Raw genomic sequence first — 26,150 nt, 5'->3', positions numbered from 1 at the left:
TGGAAAAAAAGAAGAAGGAAAGGAGAACAGCATGAATAGTGAACGTGAAAAACGAATGTATGCCGAAAAGCGCAAATGGATTTACGGCAAGATTTTAATGGAGGACGGCATCTGCCTGATCGAAAATGAAGAAGGGGATTTATTTTTAGTCGAAAGTTTAATCAGTCCCGGCGTTTTTATCAGCATAGACGGAGAATGGCTGAAAGCGGAATTGTTCGACCAATTCGCCGTCACAGAACATTCGGAGACGATACAATTGAAAGGCGGTGAATCGATACGCTATCTGAAAACGGTCAAACAGGCGTTTTTGGAGTTTTTAGAGGGGCTGGATAACGGCCGGTTTTATTCCTTTTTGGAGCAGCTGAACGACCTTGGCTTTTCCGTGTTTGACTGCGTCTATGCCTATAACGGCTTATGCTTTATATCGGAGAAAAAGGGTGCTAAAGGTGTTTCATTTTATCAGTTTTCGAATGATTTAAAGCAATGCGCCCTTCAGCATCATTATGAGCGAAATGGAGATCATAAAGACCGGTTTGAATGGACGACATCAGACGGAGAGCGGATTGTGACGATTTCAGCTTCAAAGCCGCCGTCATAAAAAAACACCAGTCCTTAGCGAAGAACTGGTGTCTCTCGGTTAAAACACTTTAAATCCTAACGGAAGACGGAGTCCGAGCGCAATCGTCAAAAGCAGAATGACAATGAACCCGACCCAGATTCCTGTAATCGATTTTTCCTTTTCCTTGCGGATTAACAGCATTTCCATCAATCCGACTGTTAAAAGACCGAGTACGGCCTTTCCTATGTATTCCCCATTCCAGGATTTAAACATAAACAGGAGCTGTCCTCCGGTTAAGATGATCAAAATGTAGAATAAGCGGAGAACCATATGGGTGATTTTTGCCCCTTTGTGATTGCCTGCAGAATAAAGCCCGTACGCGACGAAGACTAAAATAAGCGCGATGACCCATGTTGTAATGTGCATATGCGTCATATTTATTTTTCCCCCTATCAGATCAGGTATCTTTTTTATATTATCACGAACCCGTCCATTAAACAAAGAATGTGAGCGCTGTCATTACCGCGTCAAAAAAGACGCTGAAACTTCGTCTCAGCGTCTTTTAACATTTATCTTTTTTTGTGTTTTTTCATGCTTTTCGAGATTTGCTTCCAGCGTTTTTTTTCCTGCTGCATCATTCGTTTATCAGCCTTTCTGGCAAGATATTCGAGCTCTTTTTTCAGCTTCAGGTAGCTTTGAAACCTGCCGGCATCCAGCCGTCCTTCGGAAATGGCCGTCTTCACCGCACAGTCCGGCTCTTCATCATGGCGACAGTCCGCGTATTTGCAGTTTTCGGCAAGCTGTTCAATGTCGCTGAATCCCTGCCGGAAGCCTTCTTCCGATTCCCAAAGCTCCAACGCCCTCATTCCCGGCGTGTCGATTAAAAGGCCGCCGTCCGGGAGCAAAAACATCTCCCTGTCAGTCGTCGTATGCCGGCCCCTATCATCACCTTCACGGACGTCCTGGACATTTTGCCTGTCTTCTCCCAGAAAAAAGTTGATCATCGTCGATTTCCCGACGCCTGAAGAGCCTAGAAGGGCAACGGTTTCCCCTTCTTTGACATACGCTTTAAGTTCCTCCATGCCTTTTCCTTCATAGGCGCTTACGGCATGGATCGGCACGCCGATCGCAACTGATTCCGCCTGCCTGATTTTTTCTTCTATCCCGCTTGCGATATCGGCTTTGCTCAGGATGATGACGGGATTGGCTCCGCTTTCCCAGGCAAGCAGCAAATAGCGTTCCATTCGCCTGATGTTAAAATCCCGGTTGAGCGCATTGACGAGAAAAATCGTATTGACGTTGACCGCTGCGATCTGTTCTTCAGTCGTATCGCCGCCGCTTTTGCGGGAAAATTTGCTGAAGCGGGGGACAATGTCCACAATCATTCCTTTCTTTTCATCATCCCGAGGGCGCATATACACCCAATCGCCGACCGCAGGATAATCTTCGCGGCTTTCCGCTTCAAACCTCATCTTACCGGAGATTTCGGCGAGCCATTCTCCTTCTTCCGTCCATACCCGATATATCCTTTTATGTTCACGAGCCACTCTCCCTAAAACGAGCCCGGCTTCCTTCCCGTCCGTGACATGTCCGCTAATATATTTGATGCCCAATGCTGTTAAATTCAATCCGATTTCCTCCTCATGATCTGATGATTTCTACGAATCAAAAAGAGCCCGAAACAGGGCTCTTTTTCCGCTTTTCTCCAAGCAAAAAATTCCATGAGCCGTGTGCACAGCCCATGGAACATCACCAGATCAATCTGAAGATAACCGTTCAATAATATACTACATGGGCTGTGTAATGATCAGTTGTCCGGCAAACATTGCAATATCCTTTCTCATCACACATCCCTCTTTTCTTAAAAAATAATAGCTTTATTATACAAGATCAACCATTTTTTCATAAGGACTTATTTCACTTGATTCGAAAGCGTCCCGATTGGCTCTATCGTGATCTCAATTTGGTCACCTTCCCGGAGGAACTTCGGCGGATTAAAACCCTTGCCTACTCCCGAAGGCGTTCCGGTAGCAATAATGTCACCCGCTTCAAGCGTCATTCCGCTGGAAAGCGTTTCGATCATTTCCGCCACCGGAAATATCATATCTTTCGTATATCCGGACTGGCGGAGTTCGCCGTTCACCCGCGTCTCCACTTTCAGGTTCTGAGGGTCGCCAACCATCGATTTATGTACGAGAAAAGGGCCCATCGGACAGGTCGTATCCAAGCTTTTCCCTATGAAAAATTGCTTATGCCGCTTTTGCAGATCGCGCGCCGTCACGTCGTTCATAATCGTGTAGCCGAATACATAGTCCAGCGCTTCGGCTTTCGGAATGTTTTTTCCGGATTTTCCGATCACGACCGCAAGCTCTCCTTCATAATCGAGCGCTTCTGTCACGCCTTTGTGGGCGTCAATCGCTTCCCTGTGCCCGATCACTGAAGTCGGCGCTTTTGTAAAAACCATGATATGCTCGGGAATATCCGCTTCGCTCCCCATTTCAATCGCATGATCCCGATAGTTCTTGCCGACGCACATTATGTTTTTCCGCGGCGCAGGAATCGGTGCAAGCAGTTTGACATCTGAAAGCGGATAAATGAAAGAACCGCTTTCCTCGCTGTTTTTCTTTTTTGACCACTCGACGAGCTGCTCGACATGACGGACAAACTTGTCTCCCTCACCGACACATTCGATGAGTGTATCAGGTATCGTTTCAAGCTCAAACAGCTTTTTTTCCGCCTTCTTCAGATCCATGATTCTATCATCCATGACAAGCCCTACAAATCTGCGGCTGTGCAGCTCTGCTGTCGCAAACTTCATAAAAATTCCCCCGAGTTATGATTTCAACCTTTTTACATATTCTCTACAACATTTCAAAATCCTTTTTGCTTTCTCAAAACCGCATCAAAAGTCATGCCTAAAAAAGAAAATGGCGGCTTACCATGCAAGCCGCTCATACTACCGTTTCCGGTATTTAATTTCTTCCAGGTTTCCGTCAGACCATGTTGTAATCGTTTCAAAGCCGTCTCTGCCTCTTTTGTGATGATGGGTTCTTTTATGGGAGTGATCCCGCCGTTTGTGTCGGCAGTGGTCGTGTTTTTTGCAACGATCCGGCTTTTTGCTTTTGTGCGATTTGCAGTCATCCGGCTTCTTGCTTTTGTGTGATTTGCAGTCATCCGGCTTTTTGCTTTTGTGTGATTTGCAGTCGTCCGGCTTCTTGCTTTTGTGTGATTTGCAGTCGTCCGGCTTCTTGCTTTTGTGTGATTTGCAGTCGTCCGGCTTCTTGCTTTTGTGTGATTTGCAGTCGTCCGGCTTCTTGCTTTTGTCCGGTTTGCTGCAATCGTCCGGTTTCTTGCTTTTATCATGCTTGCTTTTGTCCGGTTTTTTGCTTCTGTGCGGTCTAAACCCCCACCATTCATCCCAAATACTATACGGGCGCCTGCCTTTGAAAGAACCGGCCGAGTCAGGTTCACGGTCTAAATAATGGTCTCTTCCTTCACTTTTAAGCTGGTCCACAGCTTTTTTAATGTCATGATCATGGACATCACTCATTCTTTTACCCTCCTTTTCATGTCCTGCTTTATCATACGCAAGGTGAAGACAGGTGGACTAAGGCAAATGACTGTTTTTTGCTCAGGATTGGGCGGACCGCTTCCGGGACAGGCTTTTTACACATATGATATGGCAGCTGGAAAAGGAGGAAATGATGATGAGTGCCACTGCTTTGGCCGCCTTCAGGCTTCATGTTCGTCCAAAGGATCTGCTCGATTTAAAAAAAGATATCTGGAATGACAAAGCGGTTCCTGGAATGCTTCAAACCGTTTCAAAACAAGCGCCGGTCTTCATTTCATACAGAGGGGCTCACACCCGCAAACTCCGGAAGAAATCCTATTTTGTTCAATATCAAAAACAGACCGGGAAAAAACCGGAAGCCGAATTTCATTTAAATGCTGAATACAACGACCCTTCCTTCATCCGCAACAGGCTTTCCTTTCATTTTTTTGAAAGAATCGGCGTCCTTTCTCCATCAGCCTCACATTGTTTCCTCTATGTAAACGGAAAAAAGGAAGGCATCTATTTAAAAATCGAATCTGTTGACGATGAATTTCTAAAGAGGAGACATTTAACAGACGGGGCGATCTATTATGCGGTGGATGACGACGCCAACTTTTCACTGCTCAGCTCTTTCGATAAAAAGGCAAAGCAAAACCTCCGGCAGGGTTATGAGCAAAAAACAGGCTCCAAGATCCATGACAAATACTTGGAAGAGTTCATCTATTTCGTCAATACGGCAAAAGACGGCGTTTTTGAAAAAGAAATTAAACGTTATCTCGATGTCAAACAATATTTGCTCTGGCTGATCGGCGCCGTCTGCACGCAAAACTTCGACGGTTTTGTTCATAATTACGCCCTTTATTTAAATGATGACGCAAAAACATTTCAAATCATTCCTTGGGATTATGACGCGACATGGGGGCGGAATATCCATGGGGAAGAGATGAAGCACGACCGCATTCCGGTGACCGGCTATAATACATTGTCCGCCAGACTTCTTGATATTCCAAAGTATAAATCGCAATACTTTATGTTAATGAAAAACATATTGCAGCATGAATTTACCATCAGACAGATAGCTCCTTACATGACAAAGTGGCACGCTGACATCGCTCCATACCTTGAGCAAGACCCTTATACAGCCGTTACTTTCGACCGTCTTGAAGAGGAACAGAAACAGATCTTTCATTACATCGACAAAAGAAAACGCTTCCTCCTGTTCGAGCTTTCCAGGTTTTAGCGGGACCGCATGGCGGCTTTCTGTTCCAAAAGGCCGAAAATCATGTCACATTTTTTGTCATATTGACGAAAAAAATCCTTTTAGCGCAAAATAGGGTATACTAGCATTATCAGAAACAATGAGAAGCCTTCTTCTCAAACGAGCGGATCAAAAAAATCAATTGAAAGTTGGAGACTGCGATGATGAACAATAAAATTGAAGCAAAAAGACTGGCCTTAATTGAAACTGCCGAAAAATTCGGAATCAACTCCAAAGAAGCCATTCAATGCAGTCAGGAATTGGACAGCCTGCTGAATCAGAGGATGCAGAAGCAAGAAAACAGCCTGCTTCAAGAAGACACTTTCAAAAACGCCAATCAGCGCACGTTTTGATAATCGCCCTTATTTTGCGCTTATTCAACCAATGTCTTTTGCACATAAACGATCGTACAGACGCCATATGCAAGGATTGCAGAAGAGGTAAACGATTCCTGGTACGGGATATGAATAAAACCGTTCAGCAATAATAAAAATCCGCTGTTCAAAAAGAAATATCCGGTGATTTTCGCCAGTTTATCCTTATCCCTGATTCTCTCCTCGCGAAATCCACGCAATATCCACGTCTGTTTTTTGATCCCTATGCTGTACGCTGCGGCAAAAAACAGCAGCGCAGCCGCTATTGACTGCACATTTCCGGAAAAATACATACGACTCCCTCCAATCTCTTCTTTCTTACGTTCTCTTTTCAAAAAAAGTTCCATGCTCATCTTTTCACATTATTTGAAGCATAGCGAATCAGTCACAGATGCGCCTAAAAAACATAAGATATGGTGAATAGCCCATCAATAAATGTTTGTTCAATGTAAAGGATGTGCCTCTAAAATGCCAGCGATTGTCGGAGCTTTTAAAGTAAATGCCGTCGGTACGAGCGGCGTTGTTCATGTCGGAGACTGCATTACGATTTCTCCTTATGCCGAAGTTAAAACATTTGCGGGCGCCGGAAGCTTCAATACCGGAGACGGATTAAGTGTATACAACCAAAACAGCATTACCAACGTCTATGACAACGATAACATTGATCAGCCGATCGCAGGTAATCTGTAAGGGGGCAAGGCATGAACTTTTATATTAATCAAACGATACAAATCAATTATTTAAGGGTCGACGGCATCAGCAATTCTTCCGTTCTGCAGATCGGCAGCGCCGGTTCGATCAAAACGCTTGCCAATCTCTACAATACCGGAAGCTATACGGAACCGGCGCCGCCGGTAACCGGAGCACCTATGGACGAAGCTTTCGGAGAGGGGCAGCCTTCTCAAGTCCTCGTTCCTCTTCAGGCTCCATCTGTGACGATTCAATAAATGGGGTGGTTATCATGAAACAGAGCAATCCCTCTTACGGACAAAACTGGTATGCATATTTGCAAAAGCAGGCTGCGCAAATCCAGCAAATTGAAAGGCAGATGATCGCTTTACAAACTGAATTAAACCAGCTGAAAGAAAATCCCGGCACCCGGATCGACCGGATCGAATACAAATTTGATCAGTTGAAAATCGAACGGCTGGACGGAACGCTGAACATCGGACTCAATCCGGCTGACCCCGACAATTTGGAGAATTTTGAGATCAGCAAGCAGTCGCCGGATATCGGAATGGGAATGCTTCAGCAGGAATTACACAGCCAGCTGATGCAGCAAACGAGGCAAATCGTCGACGCCTACTTAAACGAAGAAGCCCCCCTTCTGCTCGAACAGCTTGAAAATCGCTATGAAAGCAAACTGGATGATACAAACCGGCAGCATATTATAGAAGACATACGAAAGCAGATCGACAGCCGCATCCGCTATTACGTGAAGCATGTAAAACCGGATGATTCCCTTTCTCCAAAAGAGCATGCCGAGCGGCTGGCTGACTATGTCAAACAGGATGTCACCCGGGCAATTGAGCATTTTCTCAAAACGATACCTGAGAAAGGGGCTGATCACGAATGAATTTTACTGTTGTGAACCGCGATTTTGATGTGGGAAACATTCATATTACCGCGGTTTCAAGTTCCTCTGTTTTTCTGGTGGGAGATACCGAATGCATTTCACTGTCATCCATTTTTGATACGCCGCCGGAATCGCTGATCATCGGGCCTTTCAGGCCGCTGGCTCCTGAAACGCCATGATCAGGACGTCAAAGGTGAAGTTTTTGAAAGTGCAGTCGGTGTTGATCTCCAGCACGTTGAAAATCGGAGACACTGACGAGTTGAATCTCAAGACAAAGATTCTGGCTGTTCAAAGATCTTTATCGCTTTTTTTCGGAAATGAAGGTTCGTTGCGGCAGGAAGACTTTCAGCTGTACCGGCAGCCAATCCCCCAATTGCTGCCTGAAACCGGCGTCCGTTCAGCCTTTTTCCACGAGGTTCCGGTCATTCGTGTCAGAGCAATTAAGGTTCTGGGTGTTTCCACTTCTTCTGTTGCCCAGGTGGGATCGACCCGCCGCATCATGGCCGATTCGAGGGTGAAGCATATTAGAAAGCTCATTCGATAAACTCACAATAGCAGGGCGGCCGACATATACTGTCTGCGAGACTTCTAAAAAGGATGTCGATCAATCATGCCAGCCATTGTCGGCCCCATTAAGATCAACGAAATCTCAGGAGGAGTAGTGAATTTCGGCGATTCCTTTTACCTTTCTCCAAAAAGCACGTCAAAATCTGCGCTCGGTTCTGGTGCTGGTAATACAGGAGATTTCCTTATCGTCAACAGTGGTATAAACGCGACAAATTATATAGACCCCGATGTAAGCGACCAGAATGTTGTCGGAAATGCATAAAGCAGCCTCTTCAGTTAAAAGGAGGCTGCTTTTTAGCTTGGGATTCTTGCGATTCAAATCATTTCAAGTGATACAGACGTTCCTTTTCCGCTCGGCTCTGCGGGATGAACGATCAATTTTTTCGGAAGCCTCGCGCGAAGCTCCTGGACATGGCTGATCACGCCGACCGACAGATTGTCAGACTGAAGCTTTTCCAAAGCTGTGACGACCGTGTCCAGCAATTCCTGGTCAAGCGTGCCGAAGCCTTCATCCAAAAAGAAGAACTGGAGCGGATATTCCCCGCGAAGCTGGATCTGTGCGGAAAGAGCGAGGGCAAGGGCCAGCGACGTCAGGAATGTTTCGCCTCCCGACAAGCTTGTGACAGGGCGTTTGACTCCGCCATTGGCGTCGTCCCTCATAACGAATCCGCCTTCTGAATCAACTTCAATCGCATACCTTTGCCTTGTCAGGCCTCCGAGTCTGGCTGACGCGTCTCTAGTCACGCTTTCAAGCTGTTCTTCCGCCAAATATTCAACAAAGCTGTTCCCTTTGAAGACGGCTTGAAGCTTATCAAGACGGTCGATATAAGTCTGCCATTCTGTCAATGATGCTTCAAGTTTTTTAAACCGTTTATGGTTTTCATGAATGACGGCGAGCGCTTTTCCGGCTGCTCCCCTTTCCTCTAATGCCGTGCTGTACGCTTCTTCCGCCTGTTCCTTTAGCTCGGCGGCCTTTTCCCATTCTGCGGGGGAAATCGATCTGGCTCCAAGTTTTTCCGCAATCCGCCTGATATTTGCTTCACACTGCTTCGTTTGATCCCAATAAGATTGAATGTCCTGTCTCAAACGGTCAAGCTCTTCATTGTCCAAAAGATGGTTTTGCACCTCGGCTGCTTCATTAAACATTGTGTTTCGGGCTTTTTCCGCCCACTCGTCCGCCGCTTTTGCAAGCCTTGCAGATGCTTCCCGCAAAGCGAGCTCACAGCCTTTTGTGTGGCCTCGTAAACGGCTGATGCGCGACTCTGTTTCCTTCAGCTGTTCATAAAGTGTTTTTTCCTTGTCGTTCAGCTGATTCAATTGTTGTTTGACGTTCTGCAGCCGTTCTTCGATTGCCGCTGTATCCGGGTAATCCTGAAGCTCTTTTTGGCAGTCGCTTAGTTCTTTTTTCAGGCTTTCAAGCGAATAATGAAGGTCGAGCTTTTCTTTGTCCAATTCATACAGACGGACTGTCAGCTTTTCTTTCAGCAGTTCCTGCTCTTTTAGAAACGTGACGCTCTTTTCGATCCTTTTTTCATAATCTTCTGCGGCTTGGTCTTTTTCCTCAATTGATGTTTGCCATTCCTGAGCCTGTTCAGGGGTCAGTCCGGCAAAACGTTCGCCAAAGCTTTTTTTATGTTCGCTCAACGAATCATCAAGGTGCCCGACCCGCTGTTTCAGCCGTTCTTGCTCTTTTGTTTCATAAGTGATCTGATCGCGGAGCTGTTCGCGTTTTTTGGCCGCTTCTTTATACGCATGAAGCAGTTTGGCCATACGGCTTTTCGCTTCATGGATATCCTGTTTGATTCCCTTCCATTCCAAACGGATTTGCCTGAAGCGTTCGGCGGCCGTTCCTTCTTCCACAGCTGCGGCGGTCTCCTGCATGCCGGAACCGGGTGCGCTTCTGATTAAAAACGGACATTCGCTGATCAAATGGTCTGACTGCTGTTCAAGAGCCACTTTGGCAGAAAGAAATTCCTGCGCCAACGCGGAAGCTTCCGAGATGATCGTTTCCGCTTCCTTTAATTCGGCTTCCGTTTCTTTGAATGAGACGGTTCCGCCGCTTGTGTGTGCAGGGTTTTCATGATGTGTGGAACCGCAGACAGGACACGGCTCACCTTCTTTGAGATGTTTGGACAGTTCTTTTGTAAGCTCCTCGATTTTAGCCTGTTCGCGTTTGGAGAGGATGTCATCCTTTTTCTGAACCGCCTGATGAACCGCTTCGGAGAGAGATCTGTCCGTTTCGCAAACAAGCGCATAAGCGCGTTCAACTGCGGCAAAAACAGATTGAATATGCTCCTCCTCTATTCTCATCGCACGGTCGAGCTCCTGCTGTTCGCGTTGCAGCAGAGTGACTGCCGCTTTCTGTTTGTCAAGGCGTTCCTGCTCTTGTACCGCCTCATGCTGAAGCTGCCGGATTTGAAAAGCAAGCTGGCCGGCGTCGCGGCAGTTTTTCCGTTCTTCGCTTGTCACCTGAACGGATTTCAGTTCTTTTTTCAGCTGATTCTGCCTGTCGGCGCCCCTTTCCAGAAGGCTTTTTACTTTTTCCAATTCATCGGCAGCACGTTTGATTTCTTCCTCTTTTAATCTCTTCTCTTCCTGTTTCCGATCTAATTCTTTTTGAATGGCGAGCCGCTTCTTTTCAATTTCCTTCAGTGCGGTGAGCTGTTCCTCCTGCTTCAGAAGCTCAGGTTCTTGTTCCTTCTTTAGCGTTCTGAAGCTTTCATAATCCTCTTGCTCCCTCTCTAAGCGATTTTCAAATGTCTTCAATTCCTCGCGGGCCTTTTTTTCTTCCTGTTCGGCCAGTTCGGCATCTGTTTGCGCTCCCAGATAGCTATCGGCATACGGTTTCAGCATACGGGCTGTTTCGGCCAGCCGCAAACGGTTTTCTTTTTCGGCAATCGCGTCTTTTTTCTTTAACAGTTCCGCCTCTTCTTTGGCATATCCTTCCTTTTCCTTTTGCAGATTCCAGATTTCCTGGCATTCCGTAAAGTGCTGCACTTTTTGTTCGCGCTCATCCCGTTTATGTTGCAATGCCTGTTCTGCTTCTTCCAGATGCTGTTGTGCTCGTTGAAGCGCTTCTTCACCGGCATCGCCCAGTCCTGCTTGTTCGGCGAGCATTTCATTTTTTTTCGCATACGCTTTTTGCGTCTGTCGTTTGAGTCTTTTCACGAGGCGGTCGCCATACTGTTCAAGGTTGAAGAGGCGCTGAAGCATCTGCCTGCGGTCCGCTCCTTTTAAGGACAGAAATTCAGCGAATTTCCCTTGCGGCAGGACGACCGCTCTTGTGAAATCATCGATCGTAAGACCAAGAAGCTCCTCGACTTTGCGGTTGACTTCATTCGCTTTGTCAGCTAAAACCGTTTGTTCCTCTTTCATTTCAATGAAACGGCAGATAGTGGTTTTCACCTTGACCGGATCTGTCCGTTTGAAAACCCGCTCGACTTTATAAGCCGTTTCATGATTTTTCTGCAGCTTGAAGGTGAAAGAGACAGCAAGCTCATCTTCGGCATGGTTCAAAATGCCGTGCGTGTTGTTTGAAGCCCGTTCGACTTTTCCGTATAAAGCCAGGGTCATGGCATCGAGAATCGATGATTTTCCGCTGCCGGTCGGTCCGAAAATACCGAAGACCCCGTCATCACACAGGCTTTCGAAGTCGATGACCTGCTCTTCCCTGAAGCTGTGCAAACCTTTGATGGACAGGGAAACCGGCTTCATCTTTCATCCCCCTCTTCTAGTTCCTCACCGGAGGCAAGCTCCATAAACAGCTTTACGGTTTCTTCATCGGGAACCGCGCCGCCGGTCTGTCTTTCATAGAATGCTTTGAACCGTTCTTCAATCGGAATACGCCGCGACTGAGCCGTTTTTTTGTCAATCGGAAGGTCTTCAAACACCGGACGGATGTGGATGATTCCCTGATGCGCTTTTCGCAAACGATGGATCTCTTCGATCGAGAGCTGGTCCGTCAGATGGATGTCAAGATCGATCCATGCGTTCTTATCCCGTTCTTCCTCGAGCCAGCTGTACACTTGCGAGATCCCTTCGGTCGCCTTCCATTTCACAAGCGGTTTGCCGCTCGACAGAAACACTTCCTTCCATTCGGCCGGTTTGCCCGGTTCGGCTTCAACGACCGTGACCGATTTGGCGTATCCGGCTTCCGAAAAGCTGTAAGCGAGCGGTGAGCCGGAATATCTGGCAAGCGTACGGGCGCGTTTGATCGTCTGCGGACGGTGAAGGTGGCCGAGCGCCACATATGCGGCTGTTTCAGGGAGGCTTTCGGCCGCAACCGTATATGCGCCCCCGACTTCGATCGGCCGCTCTGAATCCGTCTGGCTGCCGCCCGCCACATAGATGTGGCTTGCCGCAATCTGGACGGCATCCTTTCTGAACTTCTGACACATATGCTGAAAAGTCTGCCTGATTTTCTCGTCATACTGGTCGCGAAGCAGCTTTTCATCAAAAGTCTCTGACAGCACTTGATTCAATCTCGATTCTGAAGGATAGGCAAGCGCCGCAACAGACAGGATATCCCCGGAAGACGCGACTTCGATATCAACCGGCTCACTTTGCGGGTATCCGATCAGGTGGATACCGTGATCTGTCGTCAACGGTGAGGCAGCGGAAAGGCGGTCCGGGTTGTCATGGTTTCCGGCAATGACGACGACCGGACGCTTTCCTTTATCAGACAAGGCGGAGAGGCTTTCGTAAAATAGCTGTTCGGCAAGCGCAGGCGGGTTTACTGTGTCAAAAGCATCCCCTGCCATGACAACGGCATCGATTTTCTCGTCTTTTACGATCTCGGCAAGTTCTTCAAGAAAATCCTCCTGCTCCTTCAAGCGGCTTCTTCCTTCAAGCGTCTTTCCCAGATGCCAGTCAGCTGTATGTAAAATTCTCAATATGGGTCCACCTCTCTTTGATCAACACTTCCCCCTGATAAAGGGGGAAGCAGATTGTTAAAACTTGAGTACATGCCCGCCGTCAAAAAAGTACAGGGCGCGGCCTGCAAGCGGGGTCTTGAGCATTGTTTCAACAGCGCGTGAATAAAGTTGAATCTGAGTTTCATAGCGTTTCCTTAAAGCCGGCTCGGCGTCGGCCATGCCGTTTGCGTATTTCCCTTGTATCCGGTCTGTTTTGTAATCGAGCAAATAAAACCCGTCAGCCGTCTCAAACAAACAGTCGATTATTCCCTGAATCAACACGGGTTCGTCCGCTGTCTGCAATTCGGGATAAACCTCTCCGGCCGGAAGCGTCATATTAAAGGGAACTTCACGCTCCACCCGGCGGGCGCCGAGGAGCTTTTCACCGATCTCCGTTTCGAAAAACGCGAGAATATCGTCTTCATCGATTGCAGCGCGCTGCTCTTCTGTTAAAAGCTCATGTTGAACAAGCCTGTCGAGAAAGAGGCTGAGCTCGTCTTGTTCCGGAGCTTTCGAAAGCGGGATGTGCTGCATGACGGTGTGCATCGCCGTTCCGCGTTCGGCCGCGGTTAGTCCCTTCGCCATCATAAAGGATGGCCGTCTGAACAGGTGTGACTCATTTGTCTGGCGGATCAATGAACGGTCACCGTACTCGTCCTCATATTCCTTTTGCCTCTTGATTTCGGAAACAGACTGTTTGGTGCGGATTTTCGCTGCGTCTTGATGCGGATATGACCATGTCAGCCGTTCTCCGACTTCTTTTTGATAGTCAAACCGGGCATTGATCGGCTGTCCCATTTGAATTTGGGCCAGCCTTTCCTGTTTTTCGTCCCCGGCTTGTTTACCGTTTTCGGCTTGAAGGTCAGCGGCGGAGAGCCAGCTGATCTGAAAGCGGGACGGGTGATGCCGGATTTCGTCATCCGCCGAATCGAGGCCAACACCTGCCATATCCCTGTGACGCACTACGGCCGGACCGACAAAATCCAAGTAAGATTTGGCCTGAAAGCGGTCAAAGTCCGGCAGCAGCCATCCCGGCCGCGCAGCCGAAGTTCGCCATTTCGCCAAGAGCTTTTCCTTATCTTTTGCCGATCCGAGCAAATAAAGCTTTTCCTTCGCACGTGTCAGTGCGACGTACAAGACGCGCAGTTCCTCTGACAAAAGTTCGCGGCGCATTTTTTTCTTCATCGCCACAAGAGGCAGCGTCGGATAGCTGATCCGCCATTTTGGATGGATGAATTTCGTGCCGAAGCCGAGCTCTTTATCGAGCAGATACGGTTTGTTCAGATCCATCATATTAAAGCTCCGGCCGATCCCTGCCGTGAACACGACAGGAAATTCCAGCCCTTTGCTTGAATGGATCGTCATCAGCCGCACGACATCCTCCTGTTCGCTGAGAGCTCTTGCCGTTCCGAGGTCATCGCCGCGCTCCTGCATCCGCTCAATAAATCTTAAAAAGCGGAACAGGCCGCGGAATGAAGTCGCTTCATATGATCTCGCCCGGTCGTAAAGCGCGCGCAGGTTGGCCTGCCGCTGTTTTCCGCCCGGCATTCCGCCAACATAATCCAAGTATTTCGTATCGCGGTAAATTTCCCAAATCAGCTCAGCTACCGAGTGGTTTTTCGCAAACACTCTCCATTTTTTCAGAAGCCCTTCAAAGCGGCGGAGCTTATCGTAAAGGCTGTCATTGCGGTCGGCAAGCGCGAGGTAAGCCTTCATCGCTTCGTAGAACGTCGCTTTCTTGTCCTGAATCCTGATCAGGGAAAGCTCATTTTCATCAAGGCCGACGACAGGAGATCTGAGCACAGAGGCGAGCGGGATGTCCTGGTACGCATTGTCAATGACTTTTAATAATGAAAGCGTGACGGAAACTTCAGCCGCTTCAAAATAGCCTGTCGACAAATTCGCATAAACGGGAATCCCCTGCTGTTTGAACTCGTCCATAATCTGCGGCGCCCATGGCATGGACCGCAGCAAAACAACAATATCGCGGTATTGGATATTGCGGGTCGTTTTCGTTTTGCCGTCATAGACCTGAAATTTCTCCGCAATCAGTTTGCGGATCTGTCCGGCCATGGCCCGCGCTTCCAGCTGAACCGTTTCAAGCTCCTCCGCTTCTTCATCGGCGGCTTGTTCCTGTTGTTCGATGATCACAAGCTCTGTTTTTGTTTCTTCATTCGGAGGGTAAGATGCGCCGAGCTTCAATTCGGCTTGTTCGTCATATTCCACTTCACCGACTTTTTCCCCCATCAGCTGCTTAAACAAGAAATTGGTGCTGTCCAATATGTCTGAACGGCTGCGGAAGTTTTTGTTCAAATCGATTTTTTGGCCCGGGCCTGAGCCGTCCTCTGTAAACCGTTTATATTTCGAGAGAAACAAAAGCGGTTCTGCGAGGCGAAAGCGGTAAATCGACTGTTTGACATCGCCCACCATAAACAGGTTCCCCTCATGCTCCTCTTTGGCGACCAGCTTTAAAATCGCTTCCTGCACAAGGTTGGTGTCTTGGTACTCATCGACAAGCACCTCATGGAACTGGTGCCGGTAATGCTTCGCCGCTTCACTCGGCACTGTTTCGCCGGCTTCGTTTTTTTGCGCCAAAATCGCCAGGCAATCGTGCTCAAGATCAGAGAAATCCACGATCGCCTTTTCCTGCTTCGCCGCCTTATAGCGCTTTCCATATTCCAGAACAAGCTTGACAAGCGTATCAATGACAGGCTTCATCGCCTTCAGGTCAGTCAAATGCTGATCAGGGGTCCGGGCAAAATAATCGCTTTTCAGTTTTTCCAGCTGTTTTTTCGCACCGTTGCGGAGCTCTGTCGCTTCATCGATTAATGCGGGCTCAAACTCGTCTCCTTTGCACGGTTTTGCCCTTTTGAACGATACAGCGGGAACAAGCTCATAAAGGGCGGAAAAGTCATCCTTGTGCTCGATCAGCCTATCGATCTGCGCCAAATCGTCCGCGAAGTTTTCGGCGCGGGGAGCGGGTCCGCCCGGCTGTTTGGCCAGCTCCAGCGCACGCGCAAGCTTTTCCCGCGCCCCTTCAAGTACGAGCGCGATATCTTCCTTAATATAAGGATAGAACGGCAGTGACTCCACACCCGTGTCTTGACCGGCGTCATAAAGGTCGGCAAATGTTATAAGCCAGCCTTCCGGATCGGGATGTGACCGTGAAAATTCATAGACGCGCTTCACAAGATACTGCAAATCAAGATCATGGCGGTCTGTCGTATATCGATCCACAAGTTCGAAAAAGGCGGGATCTCCTTTTTTATATTCATCTTCAAACAGCTCATCAAGCACCTCATCGCCAAGCAGTTCGCCTTCGGTCTGATCGGCGATCCGAAAAGCCGGATCGATGTCGATCAGATAATAATATTTGCGAATGACCTGCAGGCAGAATGAATGCAGTGTTGAGATGCTGGCCCTGTTCAATAAAGCGAGCTGTCTGCGCAAGTGAAGGGAGCCGGGGTTTTCGGCAATCTCTTTTTCAAGCGCTTCACCGATCCGATGCTTCATCTCTGCCGCCGATGCATTCGTAAAGGTCACGACAAGCAGCCTGTCCACATCAATCGGGTTTTCCTTTTTCGTAATTTTTCGGATGATCCGTTCGACAAGAACGGCCGTTTTTCCGGACCCCGCCGCTGCGGCAACTAATATGTCCCGGCCGGATGAGACAATCGCCTTCCATTGATCATCTGTCCATGTGCTGCCCTTTGGCTTCGTCATGTCCACTCGTCTCACCCTCCTTTTTCAACCGCTCCAATATCACATTGTCTTTTTCCTGCTTCAGCATACGGTATTCATTCTCCTCAAGCGATTCGTCAAACTGGCAGAACGATTTAAAAGCGCAGTATGTGCACGGTGTTTTGTCTTTTAATTTATACGGTTCAATCGACACGTTGCCGTCTGTGATCTCCTCGCCGGCTTCTTGAAACGTCCGGCGAATGTGGCGCCTCAATAAATGAAAGTCATCCTCTGTGACGACAGCGGAATCCGAACGGAGCGAACCGTCTTTTTTCAGGCCGGCGCTGATGATGTCTGATCGGCCCTGTTCAAGGGTCGTATCCATCAAGCGGATCGCTTCCTGGTCGCCTAAAAGCAGACCTTTCATCTTAAATTGCTTGAAGATTTCCTTTTCAATCTCATCAAGGCCCAGCGGCACGGAAGCCTGAATCATCGGATCATGTACATGAAAATAAAGAACTCCAGCAGGTGTCGCCTTCATCCCGAGCCAGTCCGCCGAATGGGTGATGGACAAATCAAGATATGTCAGCATTTGCAGGGCGAGACCGTAATAGACTTCTGCTAAATCAAGCCCTTTATCACTCGATTTGTAATCAACGATCCGAAGCAGCAGACCTTTTGAACTTTCCGCTTTGTCGACCCTGTCAATTCGGCCGACAAGCTCCATTGTGCATCCGTTTTTCAAGGTAAACCGCATCGGCGGAAGCGGGCCGTTCCCGCCGAATCCAAGCTCGAGACCGACGGGAGCGAAGCCGCTCGCTTTCGCATGTTCGCTTAAAATGCCGGAAACCCTGGAAATGATTTTTTGCAGCTTCTGCTTCACATAATGATGGCGGTTTGAGCTCAGCAGAATCTCTTTTTGCAATTTTGGGGCGAGCCGTTCCACGGCATCGGTGGACAATGTGTCACATTGTTCCTTCGTCAGATCGCGCCACTCCAGTTTCAGCTCATGAAGCCGGTCTGAGATCAGCTTCAACGCCGAGTGGAACAGCTGGCCGATGTCGGGCGCTTCAAGTTTGAAAAACTGCCGTTCCTTCAGCTTTAAGCCGTGTGAAGCAAAGTGTGAAAACGGACACGCTTTGTACGTTTCCATCCGTGAAACGCTCCCCTGAATGTTCTCCCCGTACAAATCGCGGCTCACTTGCTGATTCAGCTTTTGCACTTGATTTCGGAAAAACAAGCTCGACAAAATGTTTCGGGAAAAGAGCCGGTCAGGCTCATTCATCAAAAAGTTGTATGTACTCCACCATACGTCGCTGATCGAATATTGTCTTGTCCAAAGCCTGAGCTGTCCTGCCAAATAGCTTAAAGCCGCGCTTTTATTGACAAGAAATTCAAGCTGCGCTTCATCGCTTACTTGTTCCGGCTCATTGACCAGCATCTTTTCTCCGTGATCGGGAAACAGCTCGTGCAGCTGCTTCACAACCGTTGAAGGCAGGAGTGTCTTTCCTTCGGGATCGGCGATCGGATATGAAACGTAAAGCTTTTCAGACGGGCTTGAAAGCGCCATATAGATCAGAAAGGTCTCATCCAGAAGCTGTTCCCTGCCCGTCGCCGCAAGCTCGGCTCCGTTTCGTTTCAGCCATTCTCTGTCGTCATCAGACAAAACCCCGTCATCAGCGGGCCGGGCCGGCAATACGCCATCGTTTGCGCCGATGAGAAATGCGCAGCTCGTCTTATACATTCTGGAAAGGTCCATATTGCCGATAAACACCTGATCGAGTGCTGGCGGAATCAGCGCGAATTTCAAAGACTCCAACCCGGTATCGATCATTTGCTGAAACAGGGAAAAGGAAATATGTTCCTCTCCCATCATCTCGACGAACTCGTCCAATAACTGGATAACGGCGTCCCATACCTGGTCATGCTGCCGCGATTCCGCGATCCGGCCGTCTTCTTCGGCCATCCGCCTTTCCTGTTCAAGCTTCATCGGAACATCGGCTTCTTCAAGGTAAAGGTATAGCGCTTCTGCCATCTCCCTGACTGTTCCGGCTTTTTTCAAGCGCTTTTGCAGCGTGTGAATAGGCGGGACAATCCAGCCTTTCAATTCGTTGAGCATCCGCTCAGTCTCTATTTCCTGATCTGTCTTGGCAAAGTCCTCGTCCAAGGAGGCATATCTTCGATAGGTGAACGGATCCTTGCTTGTCCACCTTTCTCCTTTTATGCCGTAGGCGATGCAGTAGTTCTCGAGCTGGTCAATCTGCTCCCTGAGCCGTTCAGCCGGCTGATCCTGCGGAAATAACAGCTCTGTTTTGATGCAGCGGAAAACCGCTTCATATCTCCAGTTGCCCTTGATGATATCAAGGGTTGAACGGATCAATTCGATCAGCGGATGATTCTGCATCGATTCCTTGCCGTCTATGAAAAAAGGAATATCGTAATCGGTAAAGACTTCTTTTATCGTATCCTTATAGTCTTCGACATTGCGGGCGATGACGGCGATATCTCTCAGTCGATGCGTTCCTTTGCGGACAAGGGAATGAATTTCGCGCGCGATCCCCTCGATTTCGGTTCTTCTGCCGGCCGCCTGCATGATCGAGAGCGCCTCCATTTTTCCTGTATACGCTTTTATCGGCCGTTCATCAAAATGCCGTTCCAAATGCCGGAGTTCCGGAGCGTCCTTATGCCGCTTATCATCTTCAAGACGAACTTCTGTCAGGTCAAGGCCTAACGCCTGCGCTTTTTGATAGAGATCATAATACGCCTTGCCCGTCATCCGAAATAGATGCAGTTCATGGGGAATGTTGTTTGTAAACGGCTTGTCCGCTGTCAAAGAAAACGTCATCTCCCCGGCATGCGCCATCAGCTGTTCAAGCACCTCCATCTCCTGCGGTGTGAATTGATGAAAGCCGTCCACATAGACGGAAGCGTTTTTGATCTCTTCGGCATACGGGATCTGCTCGGCCAGGAGCGTCAAGTAATCTTCCGACTGAACGTACCGGTTCTCGAGATGTTCTTCCAGTTTGCTGTACAAAATATATAAATCGTGCAGCTTATCGGCAAGAATCCGTTCATCCTCATATTCCGACACCCCGCTTCCCTGCATCATCCCGCGGATGGTTTCAGGTGTGAGGCAATGCCGTTTGAATTCGGTCAGCATCCGTTCCACCTGCTCCGTAAATCCGCTCTTATCGCTCGCATTTTGATAGACCTTGAATTCCTCCTTATGCTCTTCGATCAGTTTGCGAAGCAGCATTTGAATCCCTGTTCCCGTCAAAAACGGGCGGTTTGCGCCTCCGGTGTGCTGGAGAATTCGCCAGGCAAGCCTTGAAAAACTGTAGACCTGGGCGCGGATGGTGCCGCCCAAATCATGTGTTTTGCTAAGCTCGTATTCCATTAAAAACGTCATTTGATCCGGGACTAGAAAAATGATCGGTTTTCCGAGCGGTTCATGGCGGAGTTTTTCTCTGATTTCATTTAAAATAAAGGTCGTTTTTCCACTCCCGGACCTGCCTGATAAAAATACTGCTCCCACTTTGTCCGCCTCCTTTTATGTTTTTTCTCATCTCTTTATTCTATCGAATCATTCGTAAAATAACCATTCTCTAAAACTGGCAAAAACCGTATGAGCTCTGCCCCATACGGTTATTTTTGCTTAAACTGCACAAAAAACAGCATCAAAAACGAAATCAACGCAATCGAAGCGACCCACAGCCATGCCAGCGTCATGTTTCCGGAGTCGATCGCCACATAGATCGCCGTCGGGACCGTCTGCGTAACACCCGGTATTATGCCGGCGAACATCAGCGTTGCCCCGAATTCGCCAAGCGCCCTGGCAAAGCTGAGCACACTGCCTGTGATGATTGCATTTGAGGCAAGCGGAATCGTGACGAACAAAAAAACCTGCCATTCGTTTGCCCCGTCAACTCGTGCAGCATCTTCAATTTCCCGGTCAACTCCCAAAAAACCCGACTTGGCCGACTGATACATTAAAGGGAACGCGACGACTGCCGCTGCGATCACCGCGGCCCACCAGGTGAAAATGAGCGGGGCCTGAAAAACGGTTTCAATCATCCGGCCGATCACGCTCTGCCGGCCGAAGATCACGATTAAAAAGAAACCGACAACAGTCGGCGGCAGGACGAGCGGCAGCATCATGACGGTCTCAATGACGGATTTTCCTTTAAACGTTTTTTTGGCCAAGAGCCTGGCCGCAGCCGTTCCAAGGACAACGGCGATGGTGCCGGCCGCAACTGACACTTCAACGGAAATTTTGATGGGAGAAAGAAATTCTTCGAGCATTTCAGCGCTCAGCCTTTCTTAAATCCGTACTTTTCCATCACTTGAATCGCACTGTCACTTTGCAGAAATTTGTAGAAATCCTCAGCCTGCGCTCTGTGCTTCGTATTTTTCACAATCCCGAGCGGATAAATGATCGGAGTGTGCAGGCCGCTATCGGCGGTTTCCACCGTCTTCACCTGATCTGAAGAAAGGGCATCCGTCTTATATACGATGCCTGCAGCAGTATTGCCCGTTTCAACATATGATAGCACTTGCCGAACATCTTTGCCGTAAATGAGTTTAGGACGAACTTTAGACCATAAATGGAGATTCGTCAACGTTTCTTTTCCATATTTTCCGGCCGGAACAGAGTCGGGGGTGCCGATCGCGATATTTTCGACTTTATCTTTCTGTAAATCTTGAAAACTGTTTACTTTCTCGCTTTTCCCTTTCGGTACGATCAGCACAAGGCTGTTTTCCAAAAGCTTGACGGAGTCGCTTTTCGCAATCAATCCTTTATCAACCACTTTATTAAACTTGTCTTCAGCGGCGGAAAAAAACAAATCGGCCGGTGCGCCCTGTTCAATTTGCTGCTGGAGGGCGCCTGATGAGCCAAAGTTAAACTTGACGCTTACATTCGGATGATCTTTTTCATATTCAGCTTTGAGTTCTGTGAGCACGTCTTTGAGGCTTGCAGCCGCGGAGACTGTAAGCTGTACACTTTCAGACTTTCCGCTGCCTGATGCGCCTTTTTCCGCCTGACAGCCGATCAGTAAAAAGGCCGCCAGCAAAACGGTCATCCCCATCAACATGATCTTTTTCATTCGTCTCACTCCAATTTCATCAATATGACATTTATCAGCACTAAAATCCATTTTACGTCAAACTTGATTTTTTTAAAATAGATTCACATGATTGACACATTCTCCGCTCTTTTTCTACAGGCACGCGCTGCCATCGTCATTCATATACTGACAGCGCAAATAAACGATGAAATGTCGAGGTGAAAAAGATGTGGTATGCAGAGCCTTATCCATATGATCACGCCTTCTTTGGCAGGCAAAACACGGAGCTTGTCAAGGATATTGAAAAAGCGGTGAACGGCGAACACAGCGCTGTTGTTTGCTATCAAAAACTCGCGCAAATGGCGCCCGACTCTCGGACTAAAAAACAGATTTTAGAAATCAGACAGGATGAAATTCGCCACTTTAATACCTTCTTACAGATTTACATGTCCCTCGCCGGACAGAAGCCTGTCATCAAAACTACGGAGCCGTGCCCTTCTCAATACCGCGACGGATTGGAATTCGCCCTTAAAGATGAACAGGAAACGGTTGATTTTTATTTGGACATCGCGGACAAAGCCAAATCTCCTGCCATTAAACAGGCCTTCACAAGAGCGGCCGCTGATGAACAAAATCACGCCGTCTGGTTTTTATACTTTCTGACAAAATGACTTAAAGAAACCTCTTTATGCCCGCCAGCAAACTTGATCCATATACCCTTATAGGGTATATTTTTAAAATAGCAATCTTTTATTTTCACTATTTTTTGGTAGTAAAGAGGTGCTAAACACATTGAACGTGCTGCTTATCGATGACGAAATCCGGATGCTGGATCTGCTTGAACTTTATTTGGAAAAGTACTCGTGTACGAAAGCCGCTTCCGGAGAGGAAGCGCTGAGGTTGATTGAAAAACAAACATTTGATTTGGTCATCTTGGACATCATGATGCCGGAAATGGACGGCTGGACCTTATGCGCTGAAATCCGCAAGCTCACGAACGTCCCGATGATCATGCTCACGGCCAAAAATGGGCAGGATGACATCGTCCGCGGGCTGACGCAAGGAGCGGACGATTATTTAACGAAGCCGTTCAGCGAAAAAGTGCTGCTTGCAAGAATAGAAGCCGTCTTGCGCAGGACCGGGGGGCGCTCAGAAATCCGTTTCAGCGATTTAATCTGGAATAAACAAAACCATATGGTCCGCATCAAAAACAATGAAGCCGGCCTCACACCATGCGAGTTTGAACTGCTCGGCATCCTCTTAAACCATCAGGACCAGGTGCTGACAAGAGACCAATTGATCGAGCGTGTTTGGGGATTCAACTCTGACATCGACCCCCGCACCGTGGATTCACATATGAGAAATTTGCGGAACCGTTTGAAAAAAGCGGGTTTTCCCGTTCAACAATATCTTCAGACCGTCTATGGGATCGGTTATAAATGGACGAGCAAAGGAACTAAACCGAATGCAAAAAATTTCATTTAAGCTTGCAGGATCATTTTTCGTGTTAACCTTGTTCATCGAAGCGATTCTTTTTATCACGCTGTATACGTCGATCGTCAACACAAGAATAAATGAAGAGATCCACGCCCTAAAAGGAAGAGGCAACAGCCACAGAGACGTCTTGGAAAAACATTTTGACAAAAAAACGATCGAACATGTGGCTCAGATGGAAACGGAGGCAGATACAAACGTCATCATCACCGATCATAAACGAAATGTGCTGGCTCAGTCTGTCTCCGGAGATATGACGGCACACCTTCATTTCGAAGAAAAAAACATTCCCGCTTCAGGCACCGTTCTGGAGTCCCATTGGAAAACGTCGAAATACATCTGTACAATCAGTCCGATTATAAAAGGCAGGGATACGATCGGTTATGTTTTCATGTATTTGGATACGTCCTCCATCCAGACGCTGGTAAAGGATATCACCCATCGTTTTTTCATCAGCTTTGGCTTAACCGGCATCTTAACGATCGCCGCCATCTATGTGTTCAGCCGTTTATTGACGAGGCCGATCATCATGATGAAAGCGAAAACCGAAAAAATAGCAGAAGGCCGGGACAATATTTCGCTGAATATTAAACGGAATGATGAGCTGGGAGAGCTTGCCGCTTCGATCGAAAACCTTTCTTCAGATCTGAACCGGCTGCAAAAAGAACGGAACGACTTTCTCTCAAGCGTAGCCCATGAACTGCGGACACCGATCACATACATTAAAGGTTATGCTGACATCGCGATGAGAGATAAGCTTGATCCAGCCGCAAGAAATCATTATTTGTCGATTATTCAAGAAGAATCTGATAACATGACCCGCCTTGTCGATGATCTATTTTTACTGACAAGATTGAAGCAGCCCGGCTTTCAGATCAAGAAGAAACCGATTCACCTTCAAACCTTTGTGGAAAAGGAAGTTCAGAAATCGCAAATCGCCTTTGCGGAAAAGCGAATCGGACTTTTCTCTCACATTCCCGCAGACTTGTATGTTTCGATTGATGAAACGCGGTTTTCCCAAGTGATCACAAACCTGCTGAATAATGCCCGCCATTATTCTGAACATGATACAAATGTGACTGTCACGGCTGCGGTTTCAAATGACCGTATCATGATCACGGTTGCCGATGAAGGCTGCGGAATTCCGGAGGGCGAACGGGACTATATTTTTGACCGCTTTTACCGCATCGATAAATCGAGGTCGAGACAAACAGGCGGCACCGGAATGGGACTTGCCATCGTCAAAGAAATTGTCGAACACCACGGCGGCGAGATTACGGTAAACGGCAGACATCCGAAAGGAAGCGAATTTGTCATTTCCCTGCCTGCTGAAGCTTAATACAATTTCTGCATCAGTTTTGCACATTTTACAGGTATACTATGCGGCAAAACCACGAAGGAGGAAAACACCGTGAAAATGAAATCCGGCTTTCTTTTTGTCATGCTTCTGTTTGTTCTCGTCTTGGCGGCATGCCAAAATTCAGGCTCTAACCAAGGGAATGGACATGATGACCATCAAATGAAAGAGCATTCGGATGCAGAAAAGAAAACAACCGCTTCACTCCCGTCTGATTTCAACAAACAAGCGGCCGAAGGCTTGATCGTCAAAAACACGAAAAACACAACAAGGCTTGATGCCAAAACTCCTGAAGAGCTGAGCATTAAAACCTCGCAAACGATATGGCCAGCCACCCATAAACAAAACAGACCCGGAGCCGTCATTTTGGTTTCCAAAGATTCGTGGCAAACAGCACTGGCCGCAGCGGATCTGATCCATCACCCGAATAACGGACCGGTTTTGTTCACTGATACGGACCAACTCTCTCTTAACGTCCAGAACGAAATCAAGCGCTTAAGTCCATTGGGAACCTCCGACGGCACGCAAATCCTGGCTGTCGGAAATTTTGACAAACAGGCACTCAAGGTCTTGAAATCGTATAAAGTCAAACAGCTGACCGGCGAAAAGCCGGCGGAGATCGCCGAAAAAATAGATGAGGAATATGCAAGCTCAGCGGGTGAATATCCGAAAAGCGTCATCATCGGGTCCTCCGAGGATCGTGCGGAGCTTTACACTTTGCCTAGTGTCAATTGGATCGCACACATGCCTGAGCCACTCCTTTACATCGACAATCAAGGCATTCCCGAAGCAACAGCTCAAGCATTAAAGAAAAGAGACGGCAAAGCGAACATTTATATACTCGGCCCTGCAGCAGCAGTTTCTGAAAAAACGGAAAAAGCTTTAAAGGAATATGGAACCGTCAAAAGAATATCCGGAAACGATCCTGTGACAAACTCGATCGCATTTGCAAAATTCAAAGATCAAGACACCGATTTCGGCTGGGGCGTCACAGATCCGGGACACGGCTTATCCTTTGCATCAACTGCAAAGCCTGAGCTCGCTCTCGCGGGAGCGCCATTTTCCCATTTAGGAAAACACGCGCCTCTGCTTTTGCTGAAAGACGGACAGGCTGACCAAAGCGTGTACTCCTATTTAGCCGATATCGAACCTTTTTTTGAGAAGTATCCGCAGGACGGGCCTTACAATCATGGGTTTATCCTCGGCTCAGAAGATGACATTTCGTTTCAGACGCAAGGCATTCTTGACGATATTCTCGAGATCAAATCGAAAGACGGAGGACATTCCGGTCATTAAGTGAAGAGAGGCTCTGATCAAGAGCCTCTTTCTTATTGCAAGCGCACGAGCAACAGATTCGAACAATCCCAGCTGTATTCAAAGAACAGCTCACCTTTTGAACCAGATGCTCTATAAATTGATCCGCCCTTCATCATTGAGGGCAATCCCCTTTATGGCGCCGCCCGCTTTGACGCGAATTTTATTTTAAAAAGGGGCAGCGCGCAAACCTCTTCTGCTAATTCGGCATCCACCTTACCAAGAAAGCTGATTCTCCTGTCTGCTTCAGCAATCGCGCGCAGGGTTTCTCTCACCCGTACGGCCTTTTCCCTTCCATTTCGGGGATAACTTGTACGTGCAGAAAGCTGTTTTCTGTTAAAAGCAGATGAAGCCAGCTCATCTCTGTTGAATGGCCGAAAGTGGCATTGTCATGAATCAGATCGGCTTTTGCCATAACAGGTTTTTTCATCAGCTCTT

25 protein-coding genes are annotated in these 26,150 nt (G+C 47.9%); 13 read left to right on the top strand and 12 right to left on the bottom strand.

What is annotated here, in order from left to right:
* Positions 1-31: 31 nt before the first annotated feature.
* Complete coding sequence (locus tag P3X63_RS06370; protein WP_026586344.1) at positions 32-598, top strand: DUF2777 domain-containing protein; 567 nt, start codon at positions 32-34, stop codon at positions 596-598.
* Positions 599-637: 39 nt separating this feature from the next.
* Here the strand turns inward: P3X63_RS06370 and P3X63_RS06365 are convergent, their stop codons facing one another.
* From P3X63_RS06365 to P3X63_RS06350, 4 genes are all read right to left on the bottom strand, one after another.
* Positions 638-994: a YisL family protein gene (locus tag P3X63_RS06365; protein ID WP_277692617.1), complete on the bottom strand. Its 357-nt coding sequence runs from the start codon at positions 992-994 to the stop codon at positions 638-640.
* 134 nt (positions 995-1,128) lie between these two features.
* Positions 1,129-2,187 carry a ribosome small subunit-dependent GTPase A gene (gene rsgA, locus P3X63_RS06360; RefSeq protein ID WP_277692616.1) on the bottom strand — a complete coding sequence of 353 codons (1,059 nt, stop codon included), beginning with the start codon at positions 2,185-2,187 and terminating at the stop codon, positions 1,129-1,131.
* Positions 2,188-2,471: 284 nt separating this feature from the next.
* Positions 2,472-3,377, bottom strand: coding sequence for a fumarylacetoacetate hydrolase family protein (locus P3X63_RS06355; RefSeq protein ID WP_026586341.1), 906 nt, complete (start codon positions 3,375-3,377; stop codon positions 2,472-2,474).
* 138 nt (positions 3,378-3,515) lie between these two features.
* A complete protein-coding gene (locus P3X63_RS06350) occupies positions 3,516-4,109 on the bottom strand; it encodes a CotG/ExsB N-terminal domain-containing protein (protein WP_277692615.1) in 594 nt (197 codons plus the stop codon).
* A gap of 157 nt (positions 4,110-4,266) precedes the next feature.
* Here P3X63_RS06350 and P3X63_RS06345 point away from each other — a divergent pair, with 157 nt between their 5' ends.
* Both P3X63_RS06345 and P3X63_RS06340 read left to right on the top strand, forming a co-directional pair.
* Entirely contained in the window at positions 4,267-5,352 is a 1,086-nt protein-coding gene (locus P3X63_RS06345; RefSeq protein WP_277692614.1) for a CotH kinase family protein, read from the top strand.
* A gap of 182 nt (positions 5,353-5,534) precedes the next feature.
* Entirely contained in the window at positions 5,535-5,723 is a 189-nt protein-coding gene (locus P3X63_RS06340; protein WP_026586338.1) for an aspartyl-phosphate phosphatase Spo0E family protein, read from the top strand.
* Positions 5,724-5,743: 20 nt separating this feature from the next.
* Here P3X63_RS06340 and P3X63_RS06335 read toward each other — a convergent pair whose 3' ends face one another.
* Positions 5,744-6,037, bottom strand: a complete 294-nt coding sequence (locus tag P3X63_RS06335; protein ID WP_035427991.1) for a DUF3784 domain-containing protein — start codon at positions 6,035-6,037, stop codon at positions 5,744-5,746.
* A 175-nt stretch (positions 6,038-6,212) separates the two neighbouring features.
* Here P3X63_RS06335 and P3X63_RS06330 point away from each other — a divergent pair, with 175 nt between their 5' ends.
* The 6 genes from P3X63_RS06330 (at position 6,213) to P3X63_RS06305 (ending at position 8,149) form a co-directional block, all read left to right on the top strand.
* Positions 6,213-6,434: a spore germination protein gene (locus tag P3X63_RS06330; RefSeq protein ID WP_277692613.1), complete on the top strand. Its 222-nt coding sequence runs from the start codon at positions 6,213-6,215 to the stop codon at positions 6,432-6,434.
* An 11-nt stretch (positions 6,435-6,445) separates the two neighbouring features.
* On the top strand, positions 6,446-6,691 hold the full coding sequence (locus P3X63_RS06325; protein WP_277692612.1) for a spore germination protein GerPB: 246 nt from the start codon (positions 6,446-6,448) through the stop codon (positions 6,689-6,691).
* 14 nt (positions 6,692-6,705) lie between these two features.
* Entirely contained in the window at positions 6,706-7,320 is a 615-nt protein-coding gene (gerPC, locus tag P3X63_RS06320) for a spore germination protein GerPC (protein WP_481748569.1), read from the top strand.
* Positions 7,317-7,499, top strand: coding sequence for a spore gernimation protein GerPD (locus P3X63_RS06315; RefSeq protein WP_277692611.1), 183 nt, complete (start codon positions 7,317-7,319; stop codon positions 7,497-7,499). The genes gerPC and P3X63_RS06315 overlap by 4 nt, the downstream gene beginning before the upstream one ends.
* Before the next feature lie 14 nt (positions 7,500-7,513).
* The gene (locus tag P3X63_RS06310; RefSeq protein ID WP_277692610.1) at positions 7,514-7,864 is read left to right on the top strand and encodes a spore germination protein GerPE; all 351 of its coding nucleotides are present in this window, start codon (positions 7,514-7,516) and stop codon (positions 7,862-7,864) included.
* Between the two features lie 66 nt (positions 7,865-7,930).
* Positions 7,931-8,149 (top strand): spore germination protein, encoded by a 219-nt coding sequence (locus P3X63_RS06305; protein ID WP_026586331.1) that lies wholly within the window; start codon positions 7,931-7,933, stop codon positions 8,147-8,149.
* 53 nt (positions 8,150-8,202) lie between these two features.
* Here P3X63_RS06305 and sbcC read toward each other — a convergent pair whose 3' ends face one another.
* The 6 genes from sbcC to modA form a co-directional block, all read right to left on the bottom strand.
* Positions 8,203-11,601, bottom strand: a complete 3,399-nt coding sequence (sbcC, locus tag P3X63_RS06300; RefSeq protein ID WP_277692609.1) for an exonuclease subunit SbcC — start codon at positions 11,599-11,601, stop codon at positions 8,203-8,205.
* Positions 11,598-12,779, bottom strand: a complete 1,182-nt coding sequence (sbcD, locus tag P3X63_RS06295; RefSeq protein ID WP_026586329.1) for an exonuclease subunit SbcD — start codon at positions 12,777-12,779, stop codon at positions 11,598-11,600. Before sbcD ends, sbcC begins: the two co-directional genes overlap by 4 nt.
* Before the next feature lie 57 nt (positions 12,780-12,836).
* Positions 12,837-16,529: a helicase-exonuclease AddAB subunit AddA gene (addA, locus tag P3X63_RS06290; protein ID WP_077737082.1), complete on the bottom strand. Its 3,693-nt coding sequence runs from the start codon at positions 16,527-16,529 to the stop codon at positions 12,837-12,839.
* Complete coding sequence (addB, locus tag P3X63_RS06285; protein WP_026586328.1) at positions 16,489-20,016, bottom strand: helicase-exonuclease AddAB subunit AddB; 3,528 nt, start codon at positions 20,014-20,016, stop codon at positions 16,489-16,491. Before addB ends, addA begins: the two co-directional genes overlap by 41 nt.
* A gap of 110 nt (positions 20,017-20,126) precedes the next feature.
* The gene (gene modB / locus P3X63_RS06280) at positions 20,127-20,783 is read right to left on the bottom strand and encodes a molybdate ABC transporter permease subunit (protein ID WP_026586327.1); all 657 of its coding nucleotides are present in this window, start codon (positions 20,781-20,783) and stop codon (positions 20,127-20,129) included.
* 8 nt (positions 20,784-20,791) lie between these two features.
* The gene (gene modA / locus P3X63_RS06275; RefSeq protein WP_026586326.1) at positions 20,792-21,586 is read right to left on the bottom strand and encodes a molybdate ABC transporter substrate-binding protein; all 795 of its coding nucleotides are present in this window, start codon (positions 21,584-21,586) and stop codon (positions 20,792-20,794) included.
* A 188-nt stretch (positions 21,587-21,774) separates the two neighbouring features.
* Between modA and P3X63_RS06270 the strand changes: the two genes are divergently transcribed.
* The 4 genes from P3X63_RS06270 to P3X63_RS06255 all read left to right on the top strand — a co-directional run bounded on the left by P3X63_RS06270 (position 21,775) and on the right by P3X63_RS06255 (position 25,694).
* A complete protein-coding gene (locus P3X63_RS06270) occupies positions 21,775-22,218 on the top strand; it encodes a ferritin-like domain-containing protein (protein ID WP_026586325.1) in 444 nt (147 codons plus the stop codon).
* A gap of 121 nt (positions 22,219-22,339) precedes the next feature.
* Positions 22,340-23,032: a response regulator transcription factor gene (locus P3X63_RS06265; protein WP_026586324.1), complete on the top strand. Its 693-nt coding sequence runs from the start codon at positions 22,340-22,342 to the stop codon at positions 23,030-23,032.
* Complete coding sequence (locus P3X63_RS06260) at positions 23,013-24,380, top strand: sensor histidine kinase (RefSeq protein WP_277692608.1); 1,368 nt, start codon at positions 23,013-23,015, stop codon at positions 24,378-24,380. The genes P3X63_RS06265 and P3X63_RS06260 overlap by 20 nt, the downstream gene beginning before the upstream one ends.
* Positions 24,381-24,452: 72 nt before the next feature.
* On the top strand, positions 24,453-25,694 hold the full coding sequence (locus tag P3X63_RS06255) for a cell wall-binding repeat-containing protein (protein ID WP_277692607.1): 1,242 nt from the start codon (positions 24,453-24,455) through the stop codon (positions 25,692-25,694).
* Positions 25,695-25,983: 289 nt separating this feature from the next.
* Here the strand turns inward: P3X63_RS06255 and P3X63_RS06250 are convergent, their stop codons facing one another.
* On the bottom strand, positions 25,984-26,142 hold the full coding sequence (locus tag P3X63_RS06250; RefSeq protein ID WP_163170554.1) for a hypothetical protein: 159 nt from the start codon (positions 26,140-26,142) through the stop codon (positions 25,984-25,986).
* Positions 26,143-26,150 lie beyond the last annotated feature (8 nt).

The organism is Bacillus sp. HSf4 (assembly GCF_029537375.1).
Taxonomy (GTDB): domain Bacteria; phylum Bacillota; class Bacilli; order Bacillales; family Bacillaceae; genus Bacillus; species Bacillus sonorensis_A.
This window is presented reverse-complemented; position numbering and strand designations above follow the sequence as displayed.